Raw genomic sequence first — 12246 nt, 5'->3', positions numbered from 1 at the left:
CTTGGGCGTGGTTTCTATCTTTCTCTCGAAAGACAGCGGCATCAAATCAGGGACGGTTCAGTGTCACCGCTGTTTCGAGAGATCACAGTTTGCCGTTAATCAGTCAGTTCTTTGCCCCTAGATTCTGCCAGAGCCGAAGCTGTCGCCGCGGATATCAGCAACAGCACGATCGAGTAGATCGAGAATACTACGCTTCCTTGATCCCCCAACCAACTGTCCAAAGCAGCTTGGAGATAAGCAGCTGTACCGCCGAACAACGCCACGCACAGTGCGTATGGAGCGGCAACCCCGATCGTTCGTATAGAGGTCGGAAACAGTTCTGCATACACTGCGGGCATGATGGCTGCCGAGCCGGAAATGAATATCAGCATGACGGCCATGGCAATGAAAAGTTGCCACCATTCTCCACGCACAACGAACGTCATCGGGAACTGCATCACTGCGGCACCGATGGAGGAAATGATCAAAACCGGCCGACGGCCAATGCGATCCGAAAGTTTGCCCCAGAACGGCAAGGCGATCATGAAGACGAGGTTCGCGCCCACACCGACCCAGAGTGCTTCGGATGGCTCCATACCTAGAGTTGATATGGCATGGGCCGGAGTGGCAACGGACCAGATGTAGTAGACCACCGTCAGTCCTACGGTGAGACCGATGACCTGCAGAGCCTTAGCTCGATTGGCCATGAAATCCTTGATCAGCGAGGCCTTCGGCCGGCGGGAATCAGTTTCTGCATGTTTGTGTTCAGTGAACTGCGCTGTTTCCTTTAGTCGTGTGCGCATGACCAGAGCATAGAGGCCGAAGAGAGCTCCCAATGCGAAAGGAATACGCCAGCCGAAGCTATCCATCTGCTCGTTGGTCAGAACCAGCGTGAAGATCGCGCCTAACAACGTTCCAAAGACTATTCCAGCAGTTCCCGAGAAATAGATCAGAGTCGAGTAGAGACCTCGCTGGGGTGCTGGGGCCATCTCGGCAAGATAGGTCTGTGCACTAGGCAATTCCCCGCCGTGAGCCAACCCCTGGATAAGCCGGGCAATAAGAAGCATAATCGACGCGAATACCCCCATCACGGCAAATCCCGGGGTAACGGCGATGATCAACGACCCAAAAGCGGCCAGCCCTACGGCCAACGTCATTGAGGTCTTACGCCCCACCCGATCGCCGATCACGCCGAAAAGCACACCGCCTACCGGGCGCGCAATGAATCCGACGGCGAAGATTGCCATAGTCGCAAGAAATGCGCTGGTGGCGTCTTGCGGTGAAAAGAGATTTCTGGCGATATATGGTGCAAAGGTTGCATAGATAGCCCAATCGAACCATTCCACAGCGTTACCCGCTCCAATGCCGAAGAGGGTCTTGCGCAGTTCTTTGCGGCCGTTTGGCCGGTGAATAGCCGGCGAAACTTCGCCGAGTCTTGGAGTGTTCATTAAAATTCTCCGGTCCAAAGTTAGCGGGAGGACAATTCAGCGAGCCTGCTGATTGCCAGATGTGTGTAGAGTGCGGTACCCCTAGGCAGAACATCATCAGAGAATTCTGCGTAAGGAGAGTGGTTGAATTGAGCTTCGGAAGCTTCAACCCCCGGCGACAGTGCGGAGAGGAAAATGAAAGCTCCGGGAACGCGTTCCAGCACTCGGGAAAAATCTTCCGACCCAGCCAAGGGGTTTGCCATTTGCGCATAAGCAGTTGAGTCGAAGAGCTCGATCACCGCTTGCCGGGCGAAATCGGTCTCGTCTTCGTGATTAACCGTCACCGGATATTCAGGACGCAATTCAATCTCGACTTCCACGCCGTGAGCGGCGGCAATTCCTTGCAGCAGCTGCGGAAGGGTCTGTCCCAGCGCGGCGAATGATTCATGGCTAAACGAACGCACCGTCGCCTCGAAGCGCGCTGTCTCGGGAATAACATTGCGGGCGTGGCCGGCTTCGAATACGCCCACGGATATCACCACAGGATCGAAGACATCGAATCTACGGGTGATCATACCCTGCATCGCGCTCACCATTTCGGCTGCAACATACACTGGATCCTTGGCCAGGTATGGCGCGGAACCGTGCCCGCCCTGGCCATGGACAGTGACGAATAAACCGGCTGATGAGCTCATCACTGCGCCCGGGCGGCTCATGAACTGTCCTGAAGTGCCTAATGCACTCATGACATGAAGTCCAAATGCAGCGTCTACTGTAGAGCCGGCCGCCTCCAGCACTCCTTCGCCGATCATGTGCCCGGCCCCGTCGAAACCTTCCTCCCCGGGCTGGAACATCAAAACTACGTCTCCAGGTAGCTGCTCGCGCCGATCAGCAAGAAGCGTGGCTGCACCTGCGAGCATCGCGGTATGCAGGTCATGGCCACACGCATGCATGGTATTTCCCGTTTGTGAGGCGTAGGAAGCCCCTGTCTTCTCCTTGACGGGCAAAGCATCCATGTCTGCGCGCAACAGCACACTAGGAGCTTTCGCTTCTGCCGCTCCTCCACGCAGTACGGCGGTAACAGAACTAAGTTCCTGACCCAAAGTCACTTCGAACCCTAGCGGTTCAAGCCATTCCAGAATGCGTTGCTGGGTCAGAGGCAAGTCCAACCCGACTTCGGGCTGCCGGTGCAACTCATGCCGGAGCCTCTGAATCTCGGGTGCCAAGTGAGCTGCATCGCTGACAACGCTTTCCTCAGTACTCATTGTGGGCCTCCTTTACCATTGACAAGACGGCATCTTATGATGCCAATCACACTATTTATGATCAGGCTGAAAGCATTACAGCTGCTCATATTGAAGGTTTAGTTGCTTTTCAGGCCGAATAAACCGAAAATAGTTGCACGATGACAGATTTAGAGCTGGCCCATGATGATTTGGAATTGGTGCATGCGCTGCAGATCGCACCCCGATTAAGCTGGACGGAGCTAGGCAACGTACTGGGGCGGCATCCTACGACCCTGTCAGAACGCTGGAAACGGCTACACTCCCAGAGGCTTGTATGGACTTTAGGACATTTGGGAGGCAGGCCTCAGATGAACTGCACCGCATTGCTCGATATCGAAGTTGAGCCTCGGCTCATGGAAGATACTTTGCTTAAAATATGTCAGATACCGGAGGTCAACTCCGTCGATAGCGCGTCACGGCATGCCGATTACCGGCTTACCTGCATCACATCAAATTGGCTGAACATGACCCGTCAGGTGCTTCCGCAATTATGGGCCATTGCCGGCGTCTTGAGAATCAAAACCTCCCTCTGCACCCATGTATATGCCAGCGGTGACCAGTGGAGACTCGATGTTCTCTCGCGCCAGCAAGAGGAAGAATTGCGCGAGCTAGCACCGACTCCACAAGTTTCAACGGGCGTGATCCCTCCGGCTTTATGGCCCTGTCTAGAAGTTCTACAGACCAACGGCCGCGCCACGGCCAGAGATATCGCGCTTTCAACCGGGCAACATCCTGCCACCGCAGCGCGTTTGCTAAATGCCTCACTCTCAACAGGAATGATCTTTATTCGCTGTGAACTAGCGAGCGACTATTCCGGATCGCCACTATGGGTGCAGTGGTTTACCAAAGTTCCGCCGGGCATGGAAGATCAAATCGCTCAATATCTTAGAACCTTCCGAAACCTTAGGCTGTGCGCGGCCACTACCGGCGAAGCAAACCTGGTTTTCAACATGCAGCTGCGCGAGCCCGCAGAGATTGCAAACATAGAGCGGAAGCTTACTTCCCAATTTCCACAACTGCGGATCCTCGAAACTTGTGTCGGGATGCGGAGCTATAAGCGCATGGGGTGGATCCTGGAATCTGATGGACGTTTCAGCAAGACTCTGGAAAGTACCCGTTCCATCTCTAGGATTTAGAGGTTTAATCGGACTGTAGCCCCGAATCCTGTTAATCCTGACGGGTGAGCGATGATATTTGGGTGGCAGAGATACAGGAATGGGCCGACGGCCTCGAGAAAATCCGCGAGCTGATCGGCGGCGAGTTCGCCCGCGCCGAGCCGCGGAACAACGCGGTCAACTACATCCGCGGGCTGCTCTCGGACGAAGAACGGAAGAACTCCTGGACCCTGTCCGAACGTGCCGGGCACGGCACCCCGGTCGGGATGCAGCGATTGCTCTCGACCACCGACTGGGACCCCGAGGCGGTGCGCGACGCCCTGTTCGGGTACGTGAAAAAGCACCTGGGCGGCCTACTGTGTGTGAGCGCTAAACTTCAGGCCGTTTCAGCCATGAAGGCGGGCCAAGTTGGCAGCTCATTTCAGGCCAAATGAACGCCAAGCGCCAGCCCCTCGGCAGCGGCTCGCGCGTAGAGACCAAAGACCGTCAGGATATGACGATGGTGGGCGGCCTGCCCCAACTCCCCGGTCAGGCGACCGGCAATGATTTCTTCAATTGCACGCATGCTTCGAGCGTATCAATACTAAGGCAGGCCTAACGCCAAGTCCACGGTAATAATCGGCCCTTACCTGCACGGCGATGATCCTGAATACCTAAGCGATGACGAGCCACTACAACCAAAAATCAGCGCGTCAACTAATGGCGCGACGACCAGAGTTACGACTTGTCCGGTTCCGCCCAGTCCAGTGCTGCGGCGAGTTCGTAGGCGTCGGGGAGTGCCTGCACAGCCACCGAGTCGGATCGGCGGAGTATCGGGAAGGGTGCTGGGGTCCCGCGCTGCGCGCAGGACCCCACCACAACCCGGTACAGGGGTCTTACCGGAGCCCAGGACCCGTTCTATCGACCCTTTCTGGTAGTGGATCCAGGCAAGTCATCTTCGGTCTGGATTTCCGGCGACACGCGTAAGTTCGTCAAATGACTACTGACTCACGCAGCTAGGCTCCCGGCGGTTCAAGCCGTGCCGTGCCAAAAACCTCAGAATCCCACGGGTAGCACGTCGCCAAATCGTCCGGATTCGGTAATGCGCGCCCCGTTGTATTTGAAGGTACGCAAGACAATGCGCCGGTCATCGATCGTCAGTCCGGGAATCGCGTGCAGGATCTTGCGTTCGACGGCGAGCGAATCCCAGGGGTTGTTCAGCCACACCACCATATGGATGTTGTTGGCGCCGGTGACCGCCGTCATGATGCGGATTTCGGGCAGTTCCGCCGCTAGGTTGGGGCCCACGAGCAGGATGTCATCGGGTGACATCGACCCCCAGAACACGGCGCTGACATTCTGTCCAAGCCCCTGGCGCACAATGTCGCAACGCACCGTGATGTAGTTGCCGCCAATGAGACGGTTGACGCGCCGCGCCGCCGCGGGTGGGGTGATCCCGGCACGCTGGGCGATTTCCCTGAGGCCCATGCGCCCGTTGATGCTCAAGGAGCGCACGATTTCCTGGTCTATCCCATCCATCGCGACATGGGTCTCTCCGCCGTGGGATTCCGGGTGGGTCGCCAGCCGGCGCAATTTGCGCATGGTGGCCGGCGGCAAGGCACGGAAATGCCAGTTGCTGGCTTCCACTAGCTGGCCTGTCACGGTTCGCACCGAGTAATGCAACACTCCGTCTAGGGAGCCAATGGTGGTGAGCAGGAAGTCGGCGAGGCTCTGCCCGGGGGCTGCGACCGTCACCAGAAGATGCGCGGATCCCGCAATGAACTGGATCGTCATGGTCCTGTGGTCCTGAAACAAGTCTTCGGCCACCTGGGTGACTTGGCTGTTGCGGCAAGTCAGTTCGATGAATGCCAATTCCATCAGGGCCGCCATGCCCGGCCCCGGTGCAATCGAAATGCGCGCCATGCCTGCATTGGTGATGCGTTCCCAGCGTCGGGCCAGCGTGGTGGCATGTTGGCCCAGGATCACGGACAGCTCGCTCCAGCTCACGCGCGGCGCCAGTTGCAGCGCATTGACGAGTTCGATGTCGTTTTCGGACATGCCGTCAGTTTCTTGCAAAGTTTTGCTCCTAGAACCATTTTCGTGCGTTTTGAAAGAAAAATGTCTCATTATCTTAACGTTTAGTTCGATGTATAACCTAGAACACATGGAGGAAAGATGCCACAGCAGCGACAAACGGTGATCGAACATGCAACCTTGATCGATGGCACGGGTGCCGCCCCGGCACAGATGCACACCGTCGTCTTGCGTGGACGCAAGATCCAGTGGGTTGGACCGGACGCCGAGACACCCATCCTGGACACCGACGCGGTCCGCATTGACGGACGCGGACAATTCCTGCTCCCTGGCTTCATCGATTCACACGTCCACTTGGCCATGCCCACCGGCCAGCTCAGCGGCACAGACCTGTTGCACCTGCCCCCGCGTTTTGGCTACTACGCCTCCATCCCGCTGCAGCGCGCCACGCTCGATGCCGGCGTCACCACCGTGCGCGACCTGGGCGGCATCGATATGGCCACCGAGGTTGCCATTGAACGCGGCCTCATCGAGGGCCCCGAAATCATCTTTGCCTACCGCGCCCTGGGACCCACCGGCGGCCACGGCGACTTCCGCACCTGCTGCGGATTCAACCAGGGCGAGGCATTGTCCCCCAACGGGGACATCGGTTTCCTGACCGACGGTGTCGACGAGGCGCTGCGCAACACCCGCGAGGTCATGCGCCTGGGCGGTAAGGTCATCAAGGTCATGGCGGGCGGCGGCGTCTGGTCCCCGCGCGACACCCCTTGGCACGACGGCCTGAACATTGCCGAGATGCGAACCATCGTCGAGGAAGCGGGCAGCCACGGCATACCGGTGGCCGCCCATGCCCAGTCGGCGCGTTCCATTTCCAACGCCCTGGTCGCGGGGGGTGCGCAGCATCGAGCACGGCTACGAAATCGATGACAAGGCCATCGAATTGATGCTTGCAAAGGGCAGCTTCCTCGTTCCCACCCTGAGCACAGGAACCATCCCCCCGGACCCGGCCAAGGCCGCCCCGTATGCGGTGGAAAAGAAGCTGCGCCTGCAGGAAAAGCTCTACGGCTGCGTCTCGAAGGCCATCTCCGCCGGGGTCAAAGTCGCGCTGGGGACCGATGCCGGGGTCTGCGAGCACGGCATCAATCTGACGGAGCTTGGACACTTGGTCGATTTCGGCATGTCCCCCATGGATGCGCTCGTGGCCGGAACCTTGAACGCCGCAAAGCTGCTGCAATTGGAGGACCGCGTCGGATCCATCGAGCCCGGCAAGGACGCAGACATCGTGCTGACAGGCGTTGATCCGCTGGGCTCCATCCACGCGCTGGCCGATGCGAAGAACATTGATATCGTCTTTGCCAAGGGCCGGATGGTTAAGGACCTTCGTACCTCGGTCCCCGCAGGAGTAGGCGCATGAGCACATTGATGGGCAAGAAGCCGGCGCCCCGGACTTCCGGCGAGAAGAAGAAGTTCGGAGCGGCCGCCCTTGACCGCATTGAGCGCGTGGGCAACAGGCTGCCCGAGCCCTTCGCCCTCTTCCTGTACCTCTTCCTGGCCGTGGGACTCATTTCCACGGTGGTGTCCTGGTTCAATGTCAACACCACGCTTCCCGGTGCCGAAGGACCCACCGCGATCAAGGGCCTGTTCACCGGTGAGGGCATCACTTGGCTGATGACCACCGCAGTGCAGAACTTCATCGGGTTCCCGCCCCTTGGGGTAGTGGTCACCTTGTTGTTGGCCGTAGGTGTTGCCGAACGCACTGGCCTGCTGCTGGTTCTGGTAAAGTCCACCCTGGGCCGCGCCCCTGCCTGGGCATTGCCCTACGCCATGGCACTGGTGGCGTTGTGCGCGCACATCATGTCCGACGCCTCGATTCTGGTCATCCCGCCGATTGCCGCCCTGGTGTTCCGAGCCGCAGGCCGCAACCCGGTCGCGGGCCTGCTTGGGTCCTATGCCGTGGGCATTGCCGCCTTCAGCTGCACCCCGTTCGTCACGTCGACCGACGCCTTGCTGGCCGGCATTTCCAACGCCGCCGCAGTCCCGGTCGCCGGGCTGGTGCTGCCGGTCACTGCGGTGTCCAACCTTTTGCTGAACATCGTGCTCGCCGGTGTCCTCACGGTGGCCGGCGGCCTAGTCATCGACAAACTGCTCGAGCCGCGGCTGAACCGCACCGGTGTCGGGGTCAACGCCACGGCAGCCGAAGAAGCCAGCACGGACGTCACCGCCGCGGAGAAGTCGGCCCTGCGTTGGGCAGGAATCGCCCTGTTGGTGGTCGTCGGGCTGATCCTGGCCCTGGCCCTTCCGGCCGGTGCGCCGTTGCGCAACGAGACCGGCGGGTTTCTGCCCAAGTCCCCCCTGTTAAGCTCGGTCATCTTCATAGTGTTCTGCGTCGTGCTGGCGCCGGCCATTGTCTTCGGCGCACGTCTGCGCTTGATCACCAACATCCAGTCGGTCGTAGAAATGATGGGACAGGCAGTGAAGGACGCGGTGTCCTTCATCGTGGTGGCCTTCATCTTGGCCCAGTTCCTCGCCCTGTTCACGTGGTCGGGGCTGGCGTCCTGGGTTGCTGTGTCGGGCGCGCAAACGCTCAAGGACGTGAACTTCACCGGCTACGGGGCCATCATCGCGTTCATCGTGGTGGTATCGATTCTGAACCTGTTGATATCCTCGGGATCCTCCCTGTGGACGCTGATTGCCGCGGTGTTCATCCCGATGTTTGCCCTGATCGGTTACGAGGCCGGATTCGTCCAAGCCGCCTTCCGCGTGGGAGATTCCGCCACCCAGGCACTGACTCCCTTGAACCCGTACTTGGTGATTATCCTGGGCTTCTTGCGCAAATACGAGCCAGAAGCCGGCATCGGTTCCATCATCGCCCGCATGCTGCCATTCACCGTCGTATTCTGGGTCCTGTGGGTGCTGGTGCTGACGCTGTTCTTCATCACCGGCACGGGCACGGGACCGGGCATGGACATCATGGTCGGATGATGTCTCCCGACATCCCGGGGTAAAGACGAGCAGGGCCGCTTGATTTTCCGTCCCTGCCCGTCTTTGCCGATGGCGCCAACGACAGGGATGCCACTTCACCGAGACCTATCCCGCGGATTCTGCAAGAGGATCATTTCTGAACGACAGAAGTGCTGTTATCGGCGGAAGTGCTGATGCACTTGCGCTAACGGCGCCTGATGAGGCGGGGTGAAAGTCGCTGTCGTGGCCTCGAGGGAATGTGGTATCAATGGCATCGGCCCACACTCCGGTGACGGGGCGCGGGCCGATGCATGGGCCTCGTGCTTAGCGTTTCGTCTTCACCGACACGGAAACGTAGGCGGAGGAGGCGAGGTACTTGCCGTTCGTGGACTTTGGGTTGGCCCTCACCTGGACCGTGTAGGCGGTGTTCCTCTTCAGCCCGGTGATGGTTTTCGAGGGTGATGCGGTCGTGTAGCTCTTGAGGGTCTTGGTGCCCTGCTTGAGCTGCACGGTGTAGTTCTTCAGGTACCCGGTGAGGGCGGGGCGCTTCCAGGAGACATTGAGGCTGGTGGCGGCGGAGGTGGCCTTCAGCGCGATGGGCTTGCCTGCCTTCACCGTCGAAGCAGCGCTCAGGGCGGTGCCGATGGTCTTGGTGGCATAGGCGGAGGGTGCCTTGTGCTTCTTGTCGCGGGAGGTGGCGTTGGCTTTCACCTAGACCGTGTAGGAAGTCTTTTCCTTCAGGCCGGTGGCGGTGATTTTCCTAGCGGTGGTCGTGTAGCTCTTGACCGTCTTGCTGCCCTGCTTGATGTTCACCGTGTATCCGGTGAGCTTGCCCGTGACCGCCGGTGCCTTCCAAGATGCGGTGATGCTTCCCGAGGTCGCGGTGAGCTTCAGCGCGGACGGCGTTGCGGCCTTCATGTGGTGTGCGGGGATGGAGGACGTGGTCGCCGTCTTGGAGTGCGGGGCGGAGGTGAGGCGTCGTTTCCCGTCCCGGGATACGGCGTTGGTCCGCACTTCAAAGGTGTACGTGGTGTTCTGGGTGAGCCCGGTGGCGATGAAGTGGTCGTCGATGCGCGACGTGGTCGTGAACACCCGGTCGGGACGGCCCTGTTGCTTGACCCTGACGGTGTAATTTAGGATGTCGACACCCCAGACCTGGGGATAACTCCAGTACAGACCGATCCGATCGGCCTCTACCCACCCGACCTTGAAGGTTGGAGGGACGACGATCTCCCCGGCCGTGGCCACGGCGCTTTCTGGCTGCACCGTTGCTGCCTGGGCGGGGACCAGGGCAAGTCCTTTGGTGATTTTCACTGTGAAGCCTTTCGAGGGGGCGACCCTTCGACCCCTGGCACCGGGCGGCTGCGCCGGCAATGCCTCGAAGGTACGTGGGTGCACCGGATGATGTGTGTGGCCAGGATGGTATTGAATCAGGTGTTCGCAGGCGTTAGCCGGAGGCACCCGTTGGCGCCGCCTGGGGAGGTGCCTGGGGTGTGGAGGCGTTCCCGGAGGGCGGCCTGTTCCGGCTATTTGGCGACGGCCTTCGTGGCCTTGGAAACCTTTGCGGCGGTGGTGTACCCGGTCTTGGAACCGGTCACCTTGACGGTGATCTTTTGACCGCGGTGGCCCGCAGTGAGTTTCAGCGTGGTCTTGGTCGCCTTGGCGATGGTCTTGCCGTTGGCGTACCACTGGTATGACAGCTTGGTGCCGGCCGTCCAGGTTCCTGGCTTGGCGGTGAGCGTCTTGTTGACCTTCGCGGTGCCGGAGACTGTCGGCGCAGGTGCCGTGAGGGTGCCGGTGGCTACCTTGGCGGTGGCTTTCGATGTCTTCGAGACGGTCGTGTAGCCGGCCTTGGCACCGGTCACCTTCACCGTGATCACGGTCCCGCGTTGGGCAGCGCCCGGGATGAAGGAGGAGGTCGTTGCCCCGGAAACAGTTTTGCCGTTGGTCAGCCACTGGTAGGTGAGCTTGGTGCCTGCCGTCCAGGTGCCCGGCTTGGCTGTGAGCTTTGATCCAACCTTGGCGGTGCCGGAAATGGTGGGAACGTTCGAGGCAATTGATCCATACCCGACGGTGACCTCCTTGGAAGTCTTTGCCATGGTCATGTATCCGGGCTTTGCACCCGAAACCTGTACACGGATCTTCTTGCCACGGTCAGCGGCGACGGGCGTGTACGTGGGGCCGGTAGCACCCTTGATGGATTTGTTGTCGGCTAGCCACAGGTAGGAGAGTGTGGTTCCGCTCAACCACGGACCAGGCTTGGCTGTCAGCGTTGAGCCAACCTTCGCTGTCCCCGAGATGGTGGGCAGGGAGCAATCCCTTTTGAATGGTTCCAATGTCGATGAACTGATTGAAAGTTGTGTAGAACGGGACGGCTCCCGAACGCACTGCTACGCGCAACTTCTTGTTGACGTCCTGGGCTCGCGGCGTATAGGTATTGCTTGTGGCGCCCGGAACAACGATCCCGTTCACATACCAGGTGTAGGTGACGTTGGATCCTGCGGGGTTCAGCTTTCCATCCTGGGGCCCGCCGGCTGCGGTGTACGTCGGGGTCACCTTGACCGGTGAACCGACACCCAAGTGGATCCAGCCGTACTCGAAGTTGTAGGCGACGACAGATCCAAGGATGACCTCGAATGCCTCCGTGGCCTCGGTGTGGCTGTACCAGCCATCCTTTTTGCCCGTGACCGCTAAGTGAATCTTGTGTCCGTTATGTGCTTCCAAGGGTGTGTAGTCCTGCTTCGTCGCCCCTGGGATCGGCTTTCCATCCACGAACCACTGATACGTCAGCTTGGTCCCTTGGGTCCAGTCCCCGGGGGTCGACGTCCATTTGGTGCCGGCGTAATTCAGTCCGCTTTCCATCCAGGGCAGGGAGTAGGACGCATGGGTGAGCAACATGTCCTCGTTGACCACCGGGGCCCGGAAGGCGCTGACGAAAACGGATTTGCCGGGGACATCGTGGGTGTCGGTGTGCGTCGCTGCGTTAGCATCCCACGCAAGGGCAGCTTTGCTTTCGGCATCGTCGGCATCGAAGTACTGCCTTGACTTGCATTCTTTCAGAGGGTTGGCGGCGATCTGGGGGTCAATCCACTCGAAGTCATAGCGCAATCCGCAGATATATGCATAGGTCGTGGGCGCGAGAGTGTGTGCGTGCATCAGGTCGAATGTCGCCCGGTCGTGCGCCTTTTGCGTGGCGCCGGAACTGGGGTCCCCGTCGTTCTTGTGCCGAGCTGCCATGTACGCATCGGTGGCTGGCGTGGTCTTGAGTGACGGCCATGGTTGCTCGAAACCGGTACGGCTTGTGTTGGGCAGTTTGGCTTCTGCCGCTGTTGCTGGGCTGGCCAGACTGACGGACCCCAGGATGAGCGCACCGGCAGCGAGCGCAGAGATAATTCGTTTGATGATTGAACCGTCCCTGATTTGATGCCGCTGTCTTTCGAGAGAAAGATAGAAACCACGCCCAAG

The 12246-nt window shown here is 59.6% G+C and carries 9 protein-coding genes and 3 pseudogenes; 4 read left to right on the top strand and 8 right to left on the bottom strand.

Going from position 1 to position 12246, the window contains the following annotated elements:
* Positions 1-95: 95 nt before the first annotated feature.
* Both IEX04_RS18475 and IEX04_RS18470 read right to left on the bottom strand, forming a co-directional pair.
* On the bottom strand, positions 96-1427 hold the full coding sequence (locus IEX04_RS18475; protein WP_188687510.1) for an MFS transporter: 1332 nt from the start codon (positions 1425-1427) through the stop codon (positions 96-98).
* 20 nt (positions 1428-1447) lie between these two features.
* Positions 1448-2671 carry a M20 metallopeptidase family protein gene (locus tag IEX04_RS18470; RefSeq protein ID WP_188687509.1) on the bottom strand — a complete coding sequence of 408 codons (1224 nt, stop codon included), beginning with the start codon at positions 2669-2671 and terminating at the stop codon, positions 1448-1450.
* Between the two features lie 140 nt (positions 2672-2811).
* Here IEX04_RS18470 and IEX04_RS18465 point away from each other — a divergent pair, with 140 nt between their 5' ends.
* Both IEX04_RS18465 and IEX04_RS19060 read left to right on the top strand, forming a co-directional pair.
* Positions 2812-3828: an Lrp/AsnC family transcriptional regulator gene (locus IEX04_RS18465; protein ID WP_188687508.1), complete on the top strand. Its 1017-nt coding sequence runs from the start codon at positions 2812-2814 to the stop codon at positions 3826-3828.
* Between the two features lie 62 nt (positions 3829-3890).
* Positions 3891-4157 (top strand): annotated as a pseudogene (locus IEX04_RS19060) (transposase); the annotation flags it as partial.
* Between the two features lie 71 nt (positions 4158-4228).
* Here IEX04_RS19060 and IEX04_RS18455 read toward each other — a convergent pair.
* Positions 4229-4372 carry a hypothetical protein gene (locus IEX04_RS18455; protein WP_188687507.1) on the bottom strand — a complete coding sequence of 48 codons (144 nt, stop codon included), beginning with the start codon at positions 4370-4372 and terminating at the stop codon, positions 4229-4231.
* Between the two features lie 470 nt (positions 4373-4842).
* Positions 4843-5844 carry an Lrp/AsnC family transcriptional regulator gene (locus tag IEX04_RS18450; RefSeq protein ID WP_188687506.1) on the bottom strand — a complete coding sequence of 334 codons (1002 nt, stop codon included), beginning with the start codon at positions 5842-5844 and terminating at the stop codon, positions 4843-4845.
* Positions 5845-5961: 117 nt separating this feature from the next.
* Here IEX04_RS18450 and IEX04_RS19200 point away from each other — a divergent pair.
* Positions 5962-7234 (top strand): annotated as a pseudogene (locus IEX04_RS19200) (metal-dependent hydrolase family protein).
* Positions 7231-8802 carry an AbgT family transporter gene (locus IEX04_RS18440; RefSeq protein WP_407646322.1) on the top strand — a complete coding sequence of 524 codons (1572 nt, stop codon included), beginning with the start codon at positions 7231-7233 and terminating at the stop codon, positions 8800-8802. Before IEX04_RS19200 ends, IEX04_RS18440 begins: the two are co-directional and overlap by 4 nt.
* 303 nt (positions 8803-9105) lie before the next feature.
* Here the strand turns inward: IEX04_RS18440 and IEX04_RS18435 are convergent, their stop codons facing one another.
* The 4 genes and pseudogenes from IEX04_RS18435 to IEX04_RS18420 all read right to left on the bottom strand — a co-directional run.
* On the bottom strand, positions 9106-9492 hold the full coding sequence (locus IEX04_RS18435; RefSeq protein WP_188687505.1) for a fibronectin type III domain-containing protein: 387 nt from the start codon (positions 9490-9492) through the stop codon (positions 9106-9108).
* On the bottom strand, positions 9493-10095 hold the full coding sequence (locus tag IEX04_RS18430) for a fibronectin type III domain-containing protein (protein ID WP_188687504.1): 603 nt from the start codon (positions 10093-10095) through the stop codon (positions 9493-9495).
* Positions 10096-10307: 212 nt separating this feature from the next.
* On the bottom strand, positions 10308-11027 hold the full coding sequence (locus tag IEX04_RS18425) for a hypothetical protein (RefSeq protein ID WP_188687503.1): 720 nt from the start codon (positions 11025-11027) through the stop codon (positions 10308-10310).
* A pseudogene (locus IEX04_RS18420) lies at positions 10936-12246 on the bottom strand (hypothetical protein); the annotation flags it as partial. The pseudogene IEX04_RS18420 and the gene IEX04_RS18425, both read right to left, overlap by 92 nt.

This window comes from Glutamicibacter ardleyensis (assembly GCF_014644555.1).
Taxonomy (GTDB): domain Bacteria; phylum Actinomycetota; class Actinomycetes; order Actinomycetales; family Micrococcaceae; genus Glutamicibacter; species Glutamicibacter bergerei.
The sequence above is the reverse complement of the archived record's forward strand: the minus strand, read 5'-3'. Positions and strand labels throughout refer to the sequence as shown.